Origin of the sequence: Kitasatospora purpeofusca (genome assembly GCF_036010405.1) — a bacterium.
GTDB classification, from domain to species: domain Bacteria; phylum Actinomycetota; class Actinomycetes; order Streptomycetales; family Streptomycetaceae; genus Kitasatospora; species Kitasatospora purpeofusca.
On sequence record NZ_CP108561.1, the window covers coordinates 8,120,431 to 8,141,096 of the forward strand.

Consider the following 20,666-nt stretch of genomic DNA (forward strand, 5'->3'; position numbering starts at 1 on the left):
CTTCGGTACGGGTGCGGCGGTTGACTGCCGGATCTTTGCCGTGATCAAAGCTTGAGATACTGAAGCACTCGGTCGTAGGCTGACCTCATGGGTTCGACAGCGACCACGACCGTACCGACCAACGCCGAGCTGATGGAGGCGCTGGCCGCCGTCGGTGCCGCGTACTTCCAGGACTTCGCGGCCGCCGCCGCCAGGCACGGTCTCTCCTCCTCGCAGGCCAAGGCGCTCGGCGCCGTCCAGGAGCCGGTGCCGATGCGCGCGCTGGCCGGGCGGCTCGGCTGCGACGCCTCCAACGTGACCGGGATCGTCGACCGGCTGGAGGCCCTGGGCCTGGCCCGCCGGGAAGCCTCGGCGGGGGACCGGCGGGTCAAGATCGTGGTCATCAGCGAGCAGGGCCGGGAGATCCTGTCGCTGGTCCGCGGTGAGATGAGCCGCACCCACCAGTCCTTCGAGACCCTCAGCGAGGAGCAGCGGAGCGCGCTGCACTCGATCTGCCTCCAGGTGCTGCCGGTGCTCAGCGGCCGGCAGTAGGGCGGAGCAGGGCGGGGTGCCGTCCGGGTACGGGCCGGGTGCAGGGCGGGGTGCCCTCCGGGTACGGGCCGGGTGCCGTCCGGGTACGAGGCCGCTCCCGGGCTGTCCGCGGGCTGCTCCCGTCGCCCGCGGATCGCGGGGGCCGGTCCGGCGCGGGTCGGGCTGACCTCGGCTGTTAGGCTTGCGAAGCGTGAGCGCGAAGCCCCAGATCCCCAATGTCCTGGCCTCCCGGTACGCCTCGGCGACCCTGGCCCAGCTGTGGTCCCCCGAGCACAAGGTGGTCCTCGAGCGCCACCTGTGGCTCGCCGTCCTGAAGGCCCAGCAGGACCTCGGCGTCGAGGTGCCCGCCACCGCCGTCGCCGACTACGAGCGCGTGATCGACCAGGTCGATCTCGCCTCCATCGCCGCCCGTGAGCGGATCACCCGGCACGACGTGAAGGCCCGGATCGAGGAGTTCAGCGACCTCGCCGGCCACGAGCAGATCCACAAGGGCATGACCTCCCGGGACCTGACCGAGAACGTCGAGCAGCTGCAGATCCGGCAGTCCCTGGAGCACGTGCGCGACCGCACGGTCGCCGTGCTGGTCCGCCTGGGCCGGCTCTCCGCCGAGCACGCCGAGCTGGTCATGGCCGGCCGCTCGCACAACGTGGCCGCGCAGGCCACCACCCTCGGCAAGCGCTTCGCGTCGATCACGGACGAGCTGCTGGTCGCCTTCCGCCGACTGGAGGAGCTGATCGCCCGCTACCCGCTGCGCGGGATCAAGGGCCCGGTCGGCACCGCGCAGGACATGCTGGACCTGCTCGGCGGCGACACCGAGAAGCTCGCCGAGCTGGAGCGCCGGGTCGCCGGCCACCTCGGCTTCGACAACGTGCTGATCAGCGTGGGCCAGGTCTACCCGCGCTCGCTGGACTTCGAGGTGCTGACCGCCCTCGTCCAGCTGGCCGCCGCGCCGTCCAGCCTGGCCAAGACCATCCGCCTGATGGCCGGCCACGAGCTCGTGACCGAGGGCTTCAAGGAGGGCCAGGTCGGCTCCTCGGCGATGCCGCACAAGATGAACACCCGCTCCTGCGAGCGCGTCAACGGCCTCGCCGTGATCCTGCGCGGCTACGCGTCGATGACCGGCGAGCTGGCCGGCGACCAGTGGAACGAGGGCGACGTCTCCTGCTCGGTGGTCCGCCGGGTCGCGCTGCCGGACGCCTTCTTCGCCTTCGACGGCCTGCTGGAGACCTTCCTGACCGTTCTCGACGAGTTCGGCGCCTTCCCGGCCGTGGTCGAGGCCGAGCTGGACCGCTACCTGCCGTTCCTGGCCACCACCAAGGTGCTGATGGGCGCGGTGCGCGCGGGCGTCGGCCGGGAGACCGGGCACGAGGTCATCAAGGAGCACGCCGTCGCCTCCGCGCTCGCGATGCGGGCCGGGGCCCGGGAGAACGAGCTGCTGGACCGGCTGGCGAACGACGACCGGATCCCGCTGGACCGGGCCGGGCTGGACGCGCTGCTGGCCGACCGGCTGTCCTTCACCGGTGCGGCCGGCGCCCAGGTCGCCGAGGTCGTCCGCCAGGTCGAGGCCGTCGCGGCCGCGTACCCGGAGGCCGCCAAGTACGCGCCGGGCGACATCCTCTGACGGTTGTCCGACCCCGGTCACCGGGCCCCGCCACCGTTCGGGTGGCGGGGCCCGCGGTGCGTCCGGGGCCCTCTTCCGCCGGGAGGCTCAGCCCCGTTCCGGGGCCGGGTGGCCCGGGTCGAGGGGCGGGGCGTTGGTGCCGCAGGCGTAGCGGCAGTCCGGTTCGGCCACCGGGTGGTGGTCCTCCGGGGCCAGGACGTTGCCGTGCACGGCGACCAGGGCCGTGAGTCCGCCCGCCACGAGCAGTCCGGCGCAGATCAACATCGCGGTGCGGAAGGCGGAGTCGACCGCCGACGGCACCTGGTAGGCGTCTCCGCTCAGACCCGCCAGCGCGGGCAGTGCGGCGACCGCCAGCAGACCGGCCGCCCGGGCCGCGGCGTTGTTGACCCCGCTCGCGATGCCCGCGTGCCGTACCTCGACCGCCGCCAGCACGGTCGCGGTCAGCGGAGCGACCAGCAGCACCATCCCGCTCCCCATCACCGCGACGGCCGGCAGTACGTCCGTCCAGTAGGAGGCGTCGGGACCGATCCGCAGCATCAGCAGCACGCCCACCGCGCACAGCAGCGGGCCGACGGTGAGCGGCAGCCTCGGGCCGATCCGCTTGCCCAGCCGGCCCGCCCGGGCGGAGAGCGCCAGCATGATCACGGTGATCGGCACCAGGGCCAGTCCGGAGACCAGCGGGGAGAAGCCGGAGACGATCTGCAGCTGGACGACCAGGAGGAAGAAGACCCCGCTGAACGCCGCGTACACGGCGAGGGTGACCAGGTTGACGGCGGTGAACAGCCGTGAGGAGAACAGGCCCAGCGGCAGCATCGGCTCCGGGGTGCGGCGCTCGACCACGATGAAGGCGGCGCCGAGCAGGAGGCCGGCCGCGCCGGTGACCCAGACCGTGGCGGAGAGGCCGCTCCCGGCGGCCGTCAGCGCATAGGTGACGGAGCCGAGCGCGAGCGCGGCCAGTACCGCGCCGAGCACGTCGAAGCGCCCGGTCGAGCTCTCGTCCCGGCTCTCCGGGACGTGCCGGGCGGCCACCGCGATCACCATCGCGGCCAGCGGCAGGTTCAGCAGGAAGATCCAGCGCCAGCCCGGGCCGTCCACCAGCCAGCCGCCGAGGAACGGGCCGACCGCCGCCGACACCCCGCCGAGGCCGGACCAGAGGCCGACCGCCGCTGAGCGGTCGTCCGGATGGAACACCGCCTGGAGCATCGCCAGCGAGCCCGGGGTGAGCAGCGCCCCGCCGATGCCCTGCACGGCGCGGGCCGCGATCAGCACCTCGATGGTCGGCGCGGCGGCGCAGGCGGCGGACGCGGCGGCGAACCAGACCACGCCCAGCAGGAAGATCCGGCGCCGCCCGTACCGGTCGCCGAGCGCGCCGCCGAGCAGGATCAGGCCCGCCAGGGTGAGCAGATAGGCGTTGAGCGTCCATTGCAGGGCGGCGAGCTGGGCGCCGAGATCGGTGCCGATCCGGGGCAGTGCGACGTTCACGACGGTCCCGTCGAGCATCGCCATGCTGGAGCCGAGCACCGTCGCCAGAAGTACCCAGCGTCCCTGCGCGGTGCCCAACCGCAGGGTGCCGGCATCGGTGGTGGTCACGGCCCATGGTGGGGCTCCCGGGGCCGACGTGACAAGGGTCACCGGGGGTGTGTCGGGGATGTCCGTTCCGTGAGTGATCGTGTGCGGACTGATGACGACATCGGCGGAGGGTGGTGGATCACGTGCGCGCAGTGAATGGATTGTGTGCGTACTGTGCACGTCTCTCATGCGGAGCGTCACGGTGTTCCGGACTTTGGTCCCGGGTCCCGGAGATCGACATTGCTTCACCCGAACGGATGGGTTTTAGTTCAGCGACCGCCCGGCGTCAGCCCGGGTGGCCACCGGGTGGAACGCCTAGTCCTGCCGCTGCCCGGTGGTTCGCAACGAACTCTGTACGGCAGGAGCGGGGGACCCACAGGTAAGTCGCCGGAACCGAATTGACGGTCCGGCTTGGGGTGAAGCCGCATTTCTCTGCGGCCGGGCAACTCCAGCCCGAACCCGACAGCTCACCTCGCAGGCGTCGGAGAGGACATTTCCATGCCCGCACAGGCTCGTCGTATCGCCATGCCCCGCGCCGTCCGCATCGGCATCGCCACCGCCGTCACCGGCGCCGCCTTCGCCCTCCCGCTGGTGACCACCGTCACCGCCCAGGCGCACGAGGCCCCGGCCGCCGGCCACACGCAGCAGACCAGCACCTGGACCGGCGCCACCAGCGTCGACGCCGCGCCGGCCGCTGCTGCCGAGACCGCTCCGGCCGCTCCTGCCGCCGAGGCCGCTCCGGTCGACTACAAGGTCGTCGGCGGGGACACCCTGTCGAAGATCGCCGACGCGAAGAACGTCGAGGGTGGCTGGAAGGCGCTGTTCGAGCACAACCGCTCGGTCATCGGTGCCAACCCGAACCTCATCTACCCGGGTCAGCAGCTCGCGCTCGGCGCCAAGGCCGCCGAGGCCGCCAAGCCGGCCGCTCCGGCCGAGGCTGCCAAGCCGGCCGCCCCCGCCGCCAAGGCGCAGGCCTCGCAGGACTCGGTGAAGCCGGCCGCTCCGGCCGCGAAGCCGGCGGCCCCGGCTGCCAAGCCCGCCGTCAAGCCCGCTGCCCAGCCCGCCGTTCAGGCCGTCGTCGCCCCGGTCGCGAAGCCGGCCACCGCGGCTCCGGTCGCCGCCACCTCCGGCTTCTTCGCCCCGCTGGCCAACCCGAAGCTCGGCACCGCCTACGGCGTGGCCGGCTCGATGTGGGCCTCCGGCCACCACACCGGCGCCGACTTCGTCGCTGCCACCGGCACCCCGCTGCGCGCGGTCGCGTCCGGCACCGTGGTGAAGGCCGGCAACGGCGGCGCCTACGGCAACGAGGTCGAGATCAAGCTCGCCGACGGCAAGTACGCCGAGTACGCGCACCTGTCCTCGATCGGCGTGTCCATCGGCCAGACCGTCACCGCCGGCCAGCAGATCGGCCTCTCCGGTGCGACCGGCAACGTGACCGGCCCGCACCTGCACTTCGAGATCCGCACGGGCTCGGAGTACGGCTCGGACATCGACCCGATCGCCTACCTGCGGGCGCACGGCGTCGCGATCTGACCCTCGGTCGGATCAACTGCCACCGCTGGGTGCGGGGCGAAACGACCTCCCGGAATGGTCATGTCGGGTGACCGCTGGACCGGGTGGACGCCGCACCTGAGTGGATCGACGGGCGCGGGACACGCCCGTCCTGCCGGCCGGCCCGGCCCGCGAGAGAGATCTCGTGGGCCGGGCCGGCCGTCGTCGTGCCGGGGGAGTGGAGGGCTGATCGGGGGTCAGGGGTGCTTGGGAGAAGGCCGGTTCGGCTGCCGGTGGTGCGGGGCCGGTGGGTCAGGACCGGGGCTTCAGGACCGGTGGGCGGCCGGCTCCTGCTCGGCGGCGGACAGCAGTTGGTGCACCCGGTGGCCGAACTCGTCGGCGTCACGGGCCGGTTCGAGGAAGACCAGGCGGACGTCGCGGTGACCGTGCGGCTGGTCCAGTCGGAGCACCAGGCCGTACCGGTCGAGCGCGAGCGGACGGATCTCGGGGCGGTCGGCGAGCAGCTCCGGGTCGAGCAGTCGGGTGAGCACGGCGAGCGCGTCGGGGTGGTCGTCGGCGAGGTGGGTGAGCAGGCCGGCCTCGTAGCGGGCCAGCGGGTCGGGGGCGGCCGCCGCGAGGTCGGCGCCGGTGATCGCGGTGGTGCCGTACGGGGTCGAGAGCACGGCGTGCGCGACGTCCAGGCGGAGGTGCACGCTGAGGCCGTCGTCCGCGAGGTGGGCCAGGTGGAGCCGGCCGGCCAGGGTGAGACGCCCGCGGACCCGGTCCCGGACGGCCACGGGGGCGATGTCGGTGAGGTCGAGCACGACGGCGAGGCCGTCCTGCTCGCGGGCGGTGGCGGAGGTGACCGGGGAGTCGAGCGGCGCGCGCAGCCGGAGCCGGGAGCCGTGCACCGAGACAGGGGTGGAGAGTTCGTGCTGCTCGCCGCCGGCGCGGAGGACCACCGAGGAGGTGGCGGTCAGCAGGCTGCCGATCCGTTCGGCGGCGGTGGGCTCGGGAATCTCGGCATCGTGCTGCGGGTGCGGGCTCATGGGATCGGGACCTCCGGCGGACGAGCTGACCTTGTAGTTAGGTGAGCCTAACCTAATGAATCGGGGGGATGAGGGCAAGGTGCCGGCACGGCGGGTGTCGGTGGGGCGGGGCGGAGTGGCGTCGGGGTGGGGTCGGAGTGGCGTCGGGGTGGGGTCGGAGTGGGGTGGCGCGGAAGCGCGCGAAGGGCCCCGACTCGGCTTAGGTTCTAGGAGTCGTTGCAACACCCCAGTTCAGGGGATGCATTGGACTTCGAGATCCGTGAGGACCGGACAGCCCAGGGGCCTGTGAGGCTGAGCCGGGAGCGGGAGGCATACTCCCGGCTCATGGAGCAGGGTCACACCAACGTGCAGGCGTGCCGGATCATCGGCATCGACAGCAGGACCGGCCGCAAGTGGCGCGACGGCCGCAGCGCGGACCGCCGGCAGAAGGCGGCTCCACCGATCAACGCGGTGGTGCCGCCTTCCGGTCCGTCCAGGTACCTGACCGAGGACGAACGCATCCACATCGCCGACCGCCTGCGGGAGAAGGCCACGATCCGGGCGATCGCCGCGGAGCTGGGCCGCAGCCCGTCCACGGTCAGCCGGGAGACGCGCCGCAACGGGCATCTCGGCAGCGGTGCCTACCGGCCGCACGCGGCCCAGGCCCGTGCCGACGCCCGCCGGCCCCGCCCCAGCCCCGCAAGATCCTCTCGAACCCGGAACTGCGCTCGGCGGTGCAGGAGTTGCTGGACGAGAAGTGGAGCCCGGAGCAGATATGCCAGGCTCTGCGGACCAGGTTCCCCGACCGGCCGGAGATGCACGTCGTGCCCGAGACCGTCTACCAGGCCCTCTTCGTCCAGGGCCGGGGCGAGCTCCGCCGCACTCTCGCCGGCGCCCTGCGGACCGGACGCGCCCGCCGCAGGCCCCAGCGGCAGGCCAACCGCCGGCAACCGCGCTTCATCGACCCGATGGTCATGATCAGCGAACGCCCCGCCGAGGCCGCCGACCGGGCAGTGCCCGGCCACTGGGAGGGCGACCTGATCATCGGCAAGGACCACAAGTCGGCGATCGGCACCCTGGTCGAGCGCTCCACCCGCTACGTGATGCTGCTGCACCTGCCCGGCGACCACACCGCCGAGACCGTCCGCGACGCCCTGGTCGCCACCGTCCGGACCCTCCCGGCCGAACTGAAGCGCTCACTGACCTGGGACCAGGGGACCGAGATGGCCGCCCACAAGAGCTTCACCGTCGCCACCGCCGTCCCGGTCTACTTCTGCGACCCGGGCAGTCCCTGGCAGCGCGGCTCCAACGAGAACACCAACGGCCTGCTGCGGCAGTACTTCCCCAAGGGCACGGACCTGTCCCTCCACGCCCCCGAACACCTCGCCGCCGTCGCCGACCAGCTCAACCGCCGCCCACGCAAAACGCTCGGCTGGGAAACCCCAGCCGAGCGCCTCGCTAAACTCATCGCGGCCTAGACACACGACCACGTGTTGCAACGACCCCTAGAAACTGCCCGGCGTCGGGGCCCTTCCGGTACGGATGGTGGGTGCGGGTCAGGCGACGACCGCCTGGGCGTCGATCTCCACCAGCATCGGCTCCTGCGGGAGCTCGCAGAAGATCGTGGTCCGGCAGGGCTTCACGCCGCCCGGCGGGATGTTCTCCTCGATGAACTCGGCGTAGACCTCGTTCATCAGCGGGAAGTCGGCGCGCTTGGTGAGGTACACGCGGAACATCACCACGTCCTCGACGGTCGCGCCGCCCGCCTCGACGATCGCCTTGACGTTCTCCAGGGTGCGGCGGGTCTGCGCCTTCACGTCGCCGTGGTGGAGGTACTCGCCGGTGGCCGGGTCCTGCGGGCCCTGGCCGGACACCTGGAGGATCGGGCCCTTGCGGACGCCCTGGGAGAACATCCAGGCCGGGGCGGGGGCGCCGTCGGTACGGATCTCGGTCTTGTCGTTCTGGACGCTCATGTGTGCTCACTTCCTCGACGGGGGAGGGGGTAGGGGCGGTGGGTGGTGCGGTGGTGTCGTGGTGCGGTGGTTTTCAGTGGCGCGGGGGCTGGCCGCAGTCGGCGGAGATCGCCCGTGCGGTGGCGAGCAGTTGGGGCAGCAGCTCCAGCACCTGCTCGTACGGGAGCACGACGTCCGGGACGGAGATCGAGGCGGCGGCGACCACTCGGCCGCTGGCGTCGCGGATCGGCGCGGCCACGCAGTTGATGAACGCCTCGTGCTCGGCGTGGTCCTGTGCCCAGCCCTGGGCGGCGACCTTCTCCAGCTCGGCCAGCAGTGCCTCGGGAGTGGTCAGGGTGCGCGCGGTGTGCGGGGTGAAGTCGATGCCGGCCACCACCCGCCGCCGTTCGGGCGTGGGCAGGTCGGCGAGCAGCACCTTGGACACCGCGGCGCTGTGCAGGGCGGCCCGGAGGCCGATCCGCGAGTACATCCGCACCGGGTGCCGGGAGTCGTACTTGTCGATGTAGACCACCTCGCCACCCTCGTACGCGGCCAGGTGCACGGTCTGGCCGGTGCCGGCGTTCAGTTCGGCGAGGTACGGTGCGGCGATCCGGCGGACCCCGCGCTGTTCCAGGGCGAGCCCCGAGAGCGCGAACAGGCCGGCGCCCAGGTGGTAGCGGTACCCGGCGTCGCGGTAGACGAATCGTTCCTCTTCGAGGCTCTGGAGCAGCCGGAGCACGGTCGTCTTGTGCACACCGAGCACCTCGGCCAACTGGTCCAGGGAGCGCTCGCCCTCGCCGAGCTCGGCGAGGATGCGCAGGGCGCGGGTGACGGTCTGGCTCATGGCGCTCCAAGGGCCGGGGTGGCGGCCGGTCGAGGGTCGGGAGCACCGCCCCCTGGCGCGACGGGCGAGGAGCGGTGGGCGTGTGCGGCAGTGGGGGAAGGGGCGGGGGAGCGGGCGGGGGAGAGGGGCGGCGGGTCGGTGGGGGAGGCGTCCGTGCTGGTGAGCGCTGCGGGGAGCGCAGGGGACACGATGCCATCCGCCGACACCCGGGTGGCAGCCCAGGCCTCTGGTGAGGCGTCGAGCAGGGCGTCGACCACCGCGTCGGGCGGCAGCTCGGCCTGGTCCCCGTGGGTGGTCAGCGCGCAGGCCGCGCTCAGATGGCCCAGTCGCAGGCGGCGCCGCTGGTCGAGGCCGCGTACGGTGCCGGCCAGGTAGCCGGCGGCGAAGGCGTCGCCCGCGCCCGTCGCCTCGACCACCTCGACCGTCAGCGCCGGTTCGGCGACGGCCGTGCCGTCGCGCCCGATCGCGGTCACCAGCCGGGCCTCGTCCTTGACCACGACGGTGGCCGGCGACGGGAAGAGGCGGCGCAGGGCGTGCGGATCCCCGGTGCCGAAGGCGGACTCGGCCTCGTCGGCGCCGAGCAGCAGCAGGTCGGCCGCGTCCAGCAGGGGCGGCAGCACCGAGAGGTCACGGTCGCGCCAGAGCGCCGGACGCCAGTTGAGGTCGAAGCTGACCAGTCGGCCGGGGCGGCGTTCCGCCAGCAGTGTGCGGAGCAGGGCGAGGCAGTCGTCGGAGAGCGCGGCGGTGATGCCGGACAGGTGGAGCAGCCGGGCCCCGGCCAGCAGACGGGCAGCCGTCGGGTCGTCCAGCAGTTCGGGGGAGAGGGCGGCCGCCGCCGAACCCCGCCGGTGGTAGTGCAGCCGGCTCCGTCCCGGGCCGAGGTCGTGGCGGTCGCCGGTGGTGCCGCCGACCTCCTTGAGGTAGACGCCGGTCGGGCGGTGCGGGTCGACCGCGACGGCGGAGACGTCCACCCCGCGGGCGGTCAGTTCGCCGAGGAGGCGGCGGCCGAAGCCGTCGTCGCCGACCCGGCTGATCCAGGCGCTCGGCACGCCCAGGGCGGTCAGGGCACCGGCCACATTGGACTCGGCGCCGCCGACGGCGAGCCGGAAAGTCTCCACGGACTCCAGTGGGCCCGCGCGGTCGGGGAGGAGCACGGCCATCGACTCGCCCAGGCAGACGGCCAGGGGGGCGGGGGGCGCGGCGGGCGTCGTGGGTGCGGTGGGTGTCGCGGGTGTCGGTGTCTGCGTCCGGGGTGGCGTCGGGGACGGCTCCTGGGTGGCCGGTGTGCGGTGCGGTGCGGCCGTCGGATCGCCGGGCGACGGGGTGGCCTCGCTCGCGGCGGCGTCCTGGCGTGGCATCTGCTGGGCTCCTCGGAGTACTGCGGCCCGGCCGGGTGGGGGTGCTGCGGCGAGCCTGGCTGACCCGCGTGCGGCGGGCGGCTGTCGTTGACCTTCGTCCGGCGCCGATGCTAGAACCGTGTTGCCAGCATGTGCAACCCTCATTGCACATGTTGCAACATGGCAGATGGAGGAAGACGGTGGACCAGACCTTCGCGAGCAGTGGCAGCGACGGCAGTGGGAGTGGTGGCGGCGGTCGCGGGACCGGCGGCCCGGGCGGCCCCGGCGGTGGTGGTTCAGGCATCGACGCCGGTGCGGTGGCGGCACTCGCCGAGGAGGTGCTCGACTGGCGGTTCAAGGCGCTGCCGCCGGCCGCCGACGGCCTGACCGTCCGCCAGTACCTCGCCACCGGACCCACCCTGGCCGACCTCGGCACCCCGCTGCTCACGCTCGACGCGGGCGCACTCGACCACAACCTGCGCACCATGGCCCGCTGGTGCGCGGACGCCGGCGTGGCGCTCGTCCCGCACGGCAAGACCACCATGGCCCCCGCGCTCTGGCAGGCGCAGCTGGACGCGGGCAGCCACGGCATCACCCTCGCCAACCTGCCGCAGCTCCGGGTCGCCCGCGCCTTCGGTGTGCGGCGGCTGCTGCTCGCCAACTCCCTGCTCGACCCGGCGGGCCTGCGCTGGCTGGCGGGAGAGCTCGCCGCCGACGCCGACTTCGCCTTCGCCTGCTGGGTCGACTCGGTGGAGAGCGTCCGACTGATGGACGAGGCACTGCGCGCGGCCGGTGCCGAGCGTCCGGTCGAGGTGCTGGTCGAACTCGGCGGCCCCGGTGGCCGCACCGGTGCGCGCACCGTCGACGGGGCGGTGGAGATCGCGGACGCCGTCCGCCGCGCGCCGACCCTCCGGCTGGCCGGTATCGGCGGGTACGAGGGTGCGTTGGCGCACGACGCGAGCGAGGGCGGGCTCGGCACGGTGCGCGGGTACCTGCGGTCGCTGGCCGAGCTGCACGGGCGGCTGGCCGGGCGGTACGCCGAGGACGCCCCGCCCGTGGTCACGGCCGGTGGCAGCGCCTACTTCGACCTGGTGGCCGAAGAGTTGGGGGCGCTGCCGGAGGCCTTCGTGGTGCTGCGCTCGGGCGCCTACCTCGCGCACGACGACGGCTTCTACCGGGGGATCTCGCCGCTCGCCCGGGGTGCGGAGGCGTCGGGTGCCGGTGGGGGAGGAGCGCTGCGCGGGGCGCTGCACGGGTGGGCGCGAGTGGTGTCCCGGCCCGAGCCGCAGCTGGCGCTGCTCGATGCGGGCAAGCGCGACCTGCCGTTCGACGAGGGACTGCCGGAACCGCATCTGGTCCGGGGCGGGGCGGAGTTGACGGGCACGGCGGCGCGGATCACCGCGCTCAACGACCAGCACGCGTTCCTTCGGGACGCGGGCGACCTCGCGCCGGTCGGCGCCGTGCTGCGGCTCGGCATCTCGCACCCGTGCACCGCCTTCGACAAGTGGACGCTGATCCCGGTGCTGGACGATGCCTCGGCGGCCGAGCCCAAGGTGACCGGGCTGGTCAGGACGTTCTTCTGATGAGTACCAGCGGCGGTGGGAGCGTGCTGTTCCGCGGCGCCACGGTGGTGGACGGCACGGGGGCCGGGCGGTACCGGGCGGACGTGCGGATCGCCGGCGGGGTGATCGTCGAGGTCGGGGCGCCGGGCGGGTCGGGCGGGTCGGGTGGTGGGCGGAGTGCCGGTGGTGTCGGCCGGTCGGGTGCTGGCGCGGCGCGGACGGTCGATGCGGACGGGCTGGTCCTGGCACCCGGATTCATCGACATGCACGCCCACTCCGACCTCGCCCTGCTCCGCGAACCGGAGCACCCCGCCAAGGTCACCCAGGGCGTGACCTGCGAGGTCCTCGGCCAGGACGGCCTCTCCTACGCGCCGGTCGACGACACCACCCTGCCCGCGCTCCGCCGCCAGATCGCCGGCTGGAACGGGGATCCGGACGACCTCGACTGGGACTGGCGCACCGTCGGCGGCTACCTGGACCGGCTGGACCGGACCTGCCCCGCCGTCAACGCCTGCTACCTGGTGCCGCACGGCTCGCTGCGCATGCTCGCCATGGGCTGGGAGAACCGGGCCCCGAGCGCCGCCGAACTCGACCGGATGCGCGAGCTGTTGGCGCAGGGGCTGGTCGAGGGCGCGGTCGGGATGTCGAGCGGCCTGACGTACACCCCGGGGATGTACGCCGGAACGGCCGAACTGGTCGAACTCTGCCGGGTCGTCGCCGGCTTCGGAGGTTTCCACGCCCCCCACCAACGCTCCTACGGGGCAGGTGCGTTGGAGGGCTACGAGGAGATGGTCGAGATCGCCCGGCGGTCCGGCTGCCCGCTCCACCTCACCCACGCCACCATGAACTTCGGTGTCAACGAGGGCCGCGCCGGTGAACTGCTGGCCCTGCTCGACCGGGCCCTCGACGACGGCGTGGACCTCACCCTGGACAGCTATCCCTACCTGCCCGGATCCACCACCCTGGCCGCCCTGCTGCCCAGTTGGGCCACCGAAGGCGGACCGCAGGCCACTCTGGTGCGGCTCGGCGATCCGGCCGCGCGGGAGCGGATCCGGTACGAGGTGGAGGAGAAGGGCAGCGACGGCTGCCACGGCGTGGTCACCGACTGGGCCACCATCCAACTCTCCGGCGTCCGGGCCCCCGAGCTCGCCGACGCGGTCGGCCGGACCGTCGCCGAACTCGCCGCCGAGCAGGGCCGGAGCGGCACGGAGATCTTCCTCGACCTGCTGCTCCGCGACGAGTTGGCCACCACCATCCTCCAGCACGTCGGCCACGAGGCGAACGTCCGGGCGATCATGCGCCACCGGGTCCACACCGTCGGCAGCGACGGGCTGTTGGTCGGCGCGCGCCCGCACCCGCGTGCCTGGGGCACCTTCCCCCGCTACCTGGCCCGGTACGTCCGCGAGTCCGGCGTGCTCACGCTGGAGGAAGCGGTCGCCCGGATGACCGGTCGGCCGGCGGCCCGGTTGCGGCTGCACCGGCGCGGACGGATCGCCCCCGGGTTCCATGCCGACCTGGTCCTCTTCGACCCCGAGCGCGTCCAGGACGCGGCGACGTTCGAGCAGCCGAGGCGGCCCGCCGTCGGTGTGGAACACGTCTATGTGAACGGCGTGGCCGTGGTGGAGCAGGGCCGCACCACGGGCGCGCGGCCCGGTCGGGCGCTGCGCCGGACGGGGCGCGGGGCGGAGGCGATATGACGGCCGCGTGCCGCGGAGCCGAACTCGCCGGTGGCGGGGCGGGGCGGGGCCGGGTTCCGTGCCGAGTGCCCCGTGAATCAGAGTGCCCCGTGAATCAGGGGTTCCAGTGAATCCGAGTGCCCAGTGAATCCGAGTGGAATGGAAGCGCACGCCGTGAATTCGAGTTCAGTTGATCCGAGGCCGGTCGAGGCGAGGCCGGTCGAGCCGCAGTCGGTCGAAGCGCAGTCGGTCGAAGCGGGTTTCGTGGATCGGACGCCTGCGGGTCCGGGATCCGGGAGCCCGGGCCGGGGGAGCCGCACGCCCTCCGCTGCCGCCATGGCGGAGGCGGCCCGGGCCGCGCTCGCCGCCTCGCCGGTGGTCGCGGTCGTCCGCGCGCCGCGGATACCGGATGCCGCCGCGCTCTGCGCCGCGCTCGCCGAGGGGGGTATCACCTGGGCCGAATTCACCTTCACCACACCTGATGTGACCACCCACCTGCACCGGGCGGCACAGGCCGGCCACCGGGTCGGGGTCGGGACGGTGCTCACCGCCCAGCAGGCCGAGCAGGGGCTCGCCGCCGGGGCTTCCTTCCTGGTCACGCCCGGACTGCGTCCCGAAGTGGCGGAGGTCGCCCACGCGGCGGGAGTGCCGGTGATCCTCGGCGCTCTCACCGCGACCGAGGTCGCCCAGGCGGTCGACCTCGGTGCGGCGGCGGTGAAGATCTTCCCGGCCCGGGCGTTCGGCCCCGGCTACTTCAAGGATCTGCGGGGCCCGTACCCCGATGTCCCGCTGGTCGCCTCCGGCGGTGTCAACGCGGGGAACGCGGCGGACTTCCTGGCGCACGGAGCACTCGCCGTCTGCGCCGGCACTGACGTGGTGCCGCCGGAGGTCGTCGCGGCCGGGGACTGGGCGGAGATCACCCGTCGGGCCCGGGCGTTCACAGAGGCCTGCGCGCTCCGGTAGCGGGGCGACCGGCGTGGGGCGGGGGCTGGCACGGGAAGATTCGGTGCGCGGGGGTTCGGTGCGCGGGGAGGCGAGGAGGTGTGCCGCCCCGCGCACGGCCGGTCCGGACCGGATGCGTGTCGTGCGAGGTGTGCGACGCGCGGCATGGCCGATGCGCGACGTGCTGTGGGGCGGCAGGCCCGGCTCGGCGGGCGCCAACCGTGGGGCGCGAAGGAGTGGGAGAGGCTCGGGAGGGCGCGCGGCACGGCTGGGGGCTCCTTCCAGGAGTCCCGCGCCGGTCCAGGAGTGGCCGAGCCGGACTGTTGGGGCGACGGGGAATCGACGAGAATCGGTAGCCCCTCGGCACCCGGTAGGAGGATCCCACCCATGACCTCGACCCGCCCCGGCCCCGACTGGCTGACGGACGCCGTGCTGTACCAGATCTACCCCCAGACCTTCGCCGACTCCGACGGCGACGGTGTCGGCGACTTCGCGGGCATCACCGAGCACCTCGACCACCTCGCCTGGCTGGGCGTGGACACGGTCTGGCTGAACCCGTGTTTCGCCTCGCCGTTCCGCGACGCGGGGTACGACGTCACCGACTACCTCGCACCCGCCCCGCGCTACGGCACGGCCGACGACCTCGCCGCCCTGGTCGAGGCGGCGGGCCGCAAGGGCATCCGGATCCTGCTGGACCTGGTCGCCGGCCACACCTCCGACCAGCACCCCTGGTTCCGCGCCTCGGCCGAGGATCCGTCCGACCACCGCTACATCTGGTCCGACCGGCCGGTGGACGGCTTCGTCGCCTCCCCGGGCAGCCGGGCCGGGTGGTACCGGCCGAACTTCTTCGAGTGCCAGCCGGCTCTCAACTTCGGCTACGGGCGCGAGGACCCGGAACAGCCCTGGCGCCAGCCCGTCGACGCCGAGGGGCCCCGCGCCAACCGCGCCGCGTTGCGCGAAATCATGGCGCACTGGCTCGGCCTGGGACTGGCGGGTTTCCGGGTCGACATGGCGTCCTCCCTGGTCAAGGACGATCCGGGCTTCGCCGAGACGGGCAAGCTCTGGACCGAGCTGCGTGACTGGCTCGACCGCGACCACCCGCAGGCCGCGCTGTTCGCCGAATGGGGCGATCCGGCGGCCGCCGTCGCCGCAGGCTTCCATGCGGACTTCCTGCTCCAGTTCGGCGGCACGGACCACGGTCTGCCGCTGCGCTCGCTCTGGAACAACAACGCCGGGACGGTGGAGGAGTTCTGGAAGCAGGGCCCGTGCTACTTCGAGGCCGAGGGGCGCGGCACGCCCCGGGTGTTCCTGGACGCCTGGCGCTCGGCGGCCCAACTGACGGAGGGCGTGGGGCACATCGCCCTCCCCACCGCCAACCACGACTTCTCCCGGCTCGCGACCGGCCCGCGCACCGCCGAGCAACTCGCCCCGGCCTTCGCCCTGGTGCTGACCTGGCCCACGCTGCCCGCGGTGTACTACGGCGACGAGATCGGCATGCGCTACGTGCCGGACCTCCCCGATGTCGAGGGCAGCGTGCTCGGCCCGACGTACAACCGGGCCGGCTCGCGTACGCCTATGCAGTGGGCGCCCGGTCCGAACGCGGGCTTCTCGGCCGCCCCGGCGGAGCGGCTCTACCTCCCGGTGGATCCGGACCCGCACCGGCCGGACGTCGCCACCCAGCGGGCCGACCCGACCTCGCTGCTGCACACCGTGCGGCGACTGATCGGTCTGCGCCGCAAGCACCCGGGGCTCGGGGCGCGGGGCTCGGTGGAGGTCCGGCACGCGGGGTACCCGCTGGTGTACACCCGTGCCGGGCGGTACCTGGTGGTGATCAACCCGCGGCGGGAGCCGGCGGTTCTCCCGCTCGACGGGCTGCTGGACGGCGTCGGGGTGTTCGGCCGGGGCGACCGGGCGGGTGGGGCGGGTCGGGCGGGTGGGGTCACCCCGCTGGAGGTTCAGGGCGTGCGGGTCGATGCGGCCGGTGAGCTGCGGGCGGACGGGTTCTCGTACGGGGTCTTCGACCTGGGGTGACCGGCTTGGGGTGACGGGCCCGGCGTTGGTGCCACCTCCCTGCGGGGTGCGGCCGATCGGGGGCGGGCTTCGGCCTGCCCCCGAAGTGGTTGTACACTGCATCCAGATGGTTGCATTTACCATCTTCTATTGTCTCTTTCGCTGGCGACCGCCGGAGGACGGACCGAACTTCATGAGCACACCCCGGACCACAGCCGCAGCACCCGCCGTGGGGCACTCGCTCAAGCACCTGGCGTTCCACCTGCTCACCCCGCTGCTGATGTGCCTCGGCATGGCGCTCGCGTACCAGGGCGCCTTCCACCAGCCCGAGCCGCACCATCTGAAGGTCGCGGTCGTCGGTGCCACCCCGGAGGCGCGGGCCCTGGCCGGGGCGGTGCAGGGCCGGGCGGGCGACGCGCTCGACGTCACCTCGCTGCCGGACCGGGCCGCCGCCGAACAGGGACTGCTCGACCGGGACCTGGTCGGCGCCTTCCTCCCCGATGCGAGCCGCCCCGAACTCCTGGTCGCGAAGGCCAACTCGGACACCTCCGCGATGGCGGCCGAGAAGGTCTTCCAGCGAGTGACCGCGCAGCAGGGCGTCCCCCTGGCCGTCACGGACCTCACCGCCCCGAGCGAGGGCGATCCCACCGGTCAAGGCCTGTTCTTCCTGCTGGTCGCGCTCAGCATCGGTTCCTACGGCAGTGTCGCGGTGGTCGGCGCGGCGGGTGCGGCTCTGGCCATGCGGATCCGGGTGCTGGTCGGGCTGGGCGTGTCCTTGGCGGTGAGCGTGATCGGGATTCTCACCGCAGGGCCCGTCTTTCATGTGGTGGACCACGACCTGGCCGGGGTCTGGGCGCTCGGCTGGCTCTACTCGGCCGGGGTGATCGGGATCGGCATCGGCCTCCACACCTTCCTCAAGCGGTGGACCACGCTGGCGATGATGGTGCTGTTCGTGATGCTGAACTTCACCAGTTCCGGCGGTGTGTACCGGCCGGAGTTGCAGAACGGCTTCTTCGGCGGGTTGCACTCCTTCTGGGCCGGTGCGGGCTTCCTGGAGGGCTCCCGCAGTCTGCTCTACTTCGACGGTCGTGCCGGCTTCGGTGGTCACCTCCTGACGCTGGCACTGTGGTTGGCGGTCGCCGGTGTGCTCGTGGTCGGAGCCGCGCTGAACGAACGGCGCGGCCGGGCGGTGGCGTCGGGTGCGGTCGGCGCGGGGGTTGTCGGCGGTGCTGGTGGTCCGGTCGGCTCGGTCGGTGCGGCGCGCGGAGTCGGGCCGTCGCGCGGGGAGGGGCCCGGCGCGGAGGAGGAGATGGAGGAGTCGACGGTCGCGATCTGATTGTCCGTCAACTCTGTGGGAGAACGTCACCCGGTGACAGGGGCATCGACTCCGGGTGGGGGTCGGCGGCCCGCGACCGGCCCTGGACAAGCCGGTTGCGGGCCCCAGCTGTCGGGACGCACGCCCCCGTCCCCGGTGCGGTGTGTCGGGTGATCTGCGTGGCGGCACAGTCCGCTGCCTCCCGGATGGCAGGATCGGGCGTGCTCTGCCGACGGGGGACGCCGCCCCGTCCGTTCGCCGCCCCCGAGGAGTACCACTGTGCCTCGCCCCTTCCGCTCTGTCCGTAAGTCCCCGGCACCTCAGGGCTCTTGTGCGTCTCCTGCGTCCTCGGTCGCCCGTACTTCCCGTGCCGTCCTCGCGGACCGGGTGCTGGGAGCAGTGCCGGTCACCGCCGTCGCCTTGGCGCTGCTCGCCGCGACGCCGGCTGTCGCCGTCGCGCCACCGCTCTCACATCCCCGGATCGTCGCCCACTTCGATCTGGCCCAGGGCCGCCAGCCCGAGAACATCGCTGTCGAACCCGACGGCTCGGTGGACCTCACCCTGTCCTTCGCCCGCCAGGTCGTCCACCTCGACCGCGACGACCGGATCACCGTCCTGGCCGACATGCCCGCACCCGCACACCCCGCGACCCCGGTCATCGGCGCCGCCGCCGTCTCGGGCCTGGCCCGCGCCCACGACGGCACGCTCTACTTCGCCTACGCCACCGGCACCGAGGACCTCACCGGGATCTGGAGGCTCTGCCCCGGCGGTGAGCCGGAGCGCATCGCGGCCCTCCCCGCGAACAGCCTGCCCAACGGCCTCGCGCTGGACGAGTACGCCGGTGTGCTGTACTCCGCCGACTCGGCGCTCGGCCTGGTCCGGGTCGTGCCGACGGCCGGCGGCGACCCGGTGGTCTGGTCCGACGACGCCCGCCTCAGGCCCACCGGCGCTTTCGGTGCCAACGGCCTGAAGGTGCACCGCGGCGCCGTCTGGGTCGGCAACACCGACAGTGGCTCGCTGCTGCGAATCCCGATCGGTCAGGACGGCTCCGCCGGCCCGGTCGAGGTCCGCGCCGACGGGCTCGCGGGGCTCGACGACTTCGCCTTCGTGGGGGTCGGTGACGAGCTGATCGCAGCGCTCAACACCTCCAGCGAGGCCGTCTATCTCCGCGGTGACGGTACTCGGCACACCGTGCTCGATGCCTCGGACGGTCTTTCCAATCCGACCTCGGTCGGGATCCGGGGTGACCGGGTGTTCGTGCCGAGCGCGGCCTTCTTCTCAAGGAGCGACCCCAACCTGCTGGCCGCGACGTTGCAGCGGTAGGGCGCCGGGGCTGCGGCGTGGTCCGCCGGACGGTCCGGGCATCCGGCCGTCTTCTGGCTCCTTTCGACTCAGGGGCGGCGTGGTGGACGGGTGAAGCAGCAGTCGCCGCAGACACCGGCCTGCGGACCGACCCGGTAGTAGAGGCAACAACTGGTGCGTCGGAACCCGGTGCCGGACCGAGCGCCGCCGACGGTCAGGGTTCCGGTGCCGGCCAGGGGCGGGTGGTCGAGCACATGGGCGACCAGGGACCGGGCCAGCCCCGGGGTTGCGGAGGCTCTGTCGGGAGCCGTTTGCACGAGGTGGGCCTCCAGCATGCGCAGAGCGCCGGCCAGGGCGGAGGCCGCGTTCCCCCGGAGCAGCCCGTCGGAGAGCGGGACCGCGGAGCGGACGGCCGCCGCCAGCTCCGTCAACTGCCCCTCGACGACGGTCCGGCGGAACCGCTCGGCGAGTCGACCCGGATCGGCCGACGTCCACGCGCCCTCCGAGGCGGGCCGTGCCGTCGACGTGGGCGGGTAGGGAGCCCAGAGGTCGATCGGCCCCTGCTCGGGGACGCGGACCCACGCTTCATCGGGAGTCAGGTCGGGCACATCGCCGACCAGCACGGCGGCGGCGAGGCCCACCGAGCAGAACCGGGAGGCCAGACCCAGGTGCAGGATCGAGGCCGCGACCCGCGCCTCGGCCGTGCCGAGCCGCCGGCCGACCTCCCGAACCCGGCCCGCCAACAGGCCGTCCTGGCCCGGGGCGTAGAACTCCCGCAGCGGTCGAAAGCCCGGCGGCGGGCTCTGCCCGGGAGCCTCGGCCGTGTCCAGGGCGAAGTACGGGCCGACGGCGGCGAGCTGTCCGAGGTCGGACGCGACACTCATCGGCGGCCGACCGTCGTCGTCGCCGTCGTGCTGCCGGCGGCGGGGGACGGGGCGATGTGTGCCCGGACCGGGCCGGAGGACGGACGGTGGCGGGTGGGCATCGGCTTGGTTCTCCGGATCCGTGCGGCGAGCTGGAGCGGGCGGTGGCGGCACCGGCGCGCGGCAGCGGGTGGGCCCGGTGCGACGGCCCGGGGGGTACCGGTGTCGGTCCCGAAGAACCGTACCTCGCCGCAGTGGTCCCGGGCGGGTGCCTCGGAGGCCGGTAGGCGGCTGCTGCGGCGGCTGTGGTGCTGATGCGGAAGCGCATGGGAGGGCGTCCTCTCGTGAGTCCTGGTCGAACTGGCCCGGCTCTCTGTTCGGTCACGGACTAACATCCCCCCTTTCTGGGGCTCGTACCTCCCTCGGACGAGGGAGTTTGACCTTGCTTGTGGTGGATTCGGCCCTCTTCGGCAGGAGTTGGCCCGGTCGGGGGCCGTCGGCCGGCCGGCGGCCGCGACCTTAGGGTCGGACGTATGCCTGCTGATTCCTCGGTGGACACGGTCCGCGGCCGGTCCGCTGTTCCCGCCGTCCCCCCGCCCCGCGGCGCGAGTCGTCCCACGGCG

At 73.4% G+C, this 20,666-nt stretch carries 15 protein-coding genes, 1 pseudogene and 1 riboswitch; of the genes and pseudogenes, 10 read left to right on the forward strand and 6 right to left on the reverse strand.

Going from position 1 to position 20,666, the window contains the following annotated elements:
- Positions 1-87 precede the first annotated feature (87 nt).
- Both OG715_RS35445 and purB read left to right on the forward strand, forming a co-directional pair.
- Positions 88-531 carry a MarR family winged helix-turn-helix transcriptional regulator gene (locus OG715_RS35445; protein ID WP_266273187.1) on the forward strand — a complete coding sequence of 148 codons (444 nt, stop codon included), beginning with the start codon at positions 88-90 and terminating at the stop codon, positions 529-531.
- Positions 532-712: 181 nt separating this feature from the next.
- Positions 713-2,152, forward strand: a complete 1,440-nt coding sequence (gene purB, locus OG715_RS35450) for an adenylosuccinate lyase (RefSeq protein WP_266273186.1) — start codon at positions 713-715, stop codon at positions 2,150-2,152.
- An 87-nt stretch (positions 2,153-2,239) separates the two neighbouring features.
- Here the strand turns inward: purB and OG715_RS35455 are convergent, their stop codons facing one another.
- Positions 2,240-3,742 (reverse strand): MFS transporter, encoded by a 1,503-nt coding sequence (locus OG715_RS35455; protein WP_266273184.1) that lies wholly within the window; start codon positions 3,740-3,742, stop codon positions 2,240-2,242.
- Between the two features lie 309 nt (positions 3,743-4,051).
- Positions 4,052-4,217: riboswitch (cyclic di-AMP (ydaO/yuaA leader) on the forward strand.
- A gap of 2 nt (positions 4,218-4,219) precedes the next feature.
- On the opposite strand from OG715_RS35455, the gene OG715_RS35460 reads away from it, so the two are divergent.
- Complete coding sequence (locus OG715_RS35460) at positions 4,220-5,254, forward strand: M23 family metallopeptidase (RefSeq protein WP_323182211.1); 1,035 nt, start codon at positions 4,220-4,222, stop codon at positions 5,252-5,254.
- Positions 5,255-5,538: 284 nt separating this feature from the next.
- Here OG715_RS35460 and OG715_RS35465 read toward each other — a convergent pair whose 3' ends face one another.
- Positions 5,539-6,261 (reverse strand): DUF2470 domain-containing protein, encoded by a 723-nt coding sequence (locus OG715_RS35465; protein WP_266273183.1) that lies wholly within the window; start codon positions 6,259-6,261, stop codon positions 5,539-5,541.
- A gap of 324 nt (positions 6,262-6,585) precedes the next feature.
- Here OG715_RS35465 and OG715_RS35470 point away from each other — a divergent pair.
- Positions 6,586-7,718: pseudogene (locus OG715_RS35470) on the forward strand (IS30 family transposase).
- A gap of 78 nt (positions 7,719-7,796) precedes the next feature.
- Here OG715_RS35470 and OG715_RS35475 read toward each other — a convergent pair.
- From OG715_RS35475 to OG715_RS35485, 3 genes are all read right to left on the reverse strand, one after another.
- Complete coding sequence (locus tag OG715_RS35475) at positions 7,797-8,213, reverse strand: RidA family protein (protein ID WP_266273182.1); 417 nt, start codon at positions 8,211-8,213, stop codon at positions 7,797-7,799.
- A gap of 73 nt (positions 8,214-8,286) precedes the next feature.
- A complete protein-coding gene (locus OG715_RS35480) occupies positions 8,287-9,036 on the reverse strand; it encodes an IclR family transcriptional regulator (RefSeq protein WP_030397870.1) in 750 nt (249 codons plus the stop codon).
- Entirely contained in the window at positions 9,033-10,394 is a 1,362-nt protein-coding gene (locus tag OG715_RS35485) for a sugar kinase (RefSeq protein WP_266273181.1), read from the reverse strand. The genes OG715_RS35480 and OG715_RS35485 overlap by 4 nt, the downstream gene beginning before the upstream one ends.
- Before the next feature lie 179 nt (positions 10,395-10,573).
- Between OG715_RS35485 and OG715_RS35490 the strand changes: the two genes are divergently transcribed.
- From OG715_RS35490 to OG715_RS35515, 6 genes are all read left to right on the forward strand, one after another.
- The gene (locus OG715_RS35490) at positions 10,574-11,956 is read left to right on the forward strand and encodes an alanine racemase (protein WP_266273180.1); all 1,383 of its coding nucleotides are present in this window, start codon (positions 10,574-10,576) and stop codon (positions 11,954-11,956) included.
- On the forward strand, positions 11,956-13,632 hold the full coding sequence (locus tag OG715_RS35495; RefSeq protein ID WP_266273178.1) for an N-acyl-D-amino-acid deacylase family protein: 1,677 nt from the start codon (positions 11,956-11,958) through the stop codon (positions 13,630-13,632). Before OG715_RS35490 ends, OG715_RS35495 begins: the two co-directional genes overlap by 1 nt.
- 315 nt (positions 13,633-13,947) lie before the next feature.
- A complete protein-coding gene (locus OG715_RS35500) occupies positions 13,948-14,574 on the forward strand; it encodes a bifunctional 4-hydroxy-2-oxoglutarate aldolase/2-dehydro-3-deoxy-phosphogluconate aldolase (protein WP_266273177.1) in 627 nt (208 codons plus the stop codon).
- 366 nt (positions 14,575-14,940) lie between these two features.
- Positions 14,941-16,584: an alpha-amylase family glycosyl hydrolase gene (locus OG715_RS35505; protein WP_266273176.1), complete on the forward strand. Its 1,644-nt coding sequence runs from the start codon at positions 14,941-14,943 to the stop codon at positions 16,582-16,584.
- Positions 16,585-16,756: 172 nt separating this feature from the next.
- Entirely contained in the window at positions 16,757-17,899 is a 1,143-nt protein-coding gene (locus OG715_RS35510) for an ABC-2 transporter permease (RefSeq protein WP_266273175.1), read from the forward strand.
- A gap of 366 nt (positions 17,900-18,265) precedes the next feature.
- Entirely contained in the window at positions 18,266-19,201 is a 936-nt protein-coding gene (locus OG715_RS35515) for an NHL repeat-containing protein (RefSeq protein ID WP_266273174.1), read from the forward strand.
- A gap of 68 nt (positions 19,202-19,269) precedes the next feature.
- Here OG715_RS35515 and OG715_RS35520 read toward each other — a convergent pair whose 3' ends face one another.
- Positions 19,270-20,064, reverse strand: coding sequence for a (2Fe-2S)-binding protein (locus OG715_RS35520; protein ID WP_266273173.1), 795 nt, complete (start codon positions 20,062-20,064; stop codon positions 19,270-19,272).
- Between the last annotated feature and the right edge of the window lie 602 nt (positions 20,065-20,666).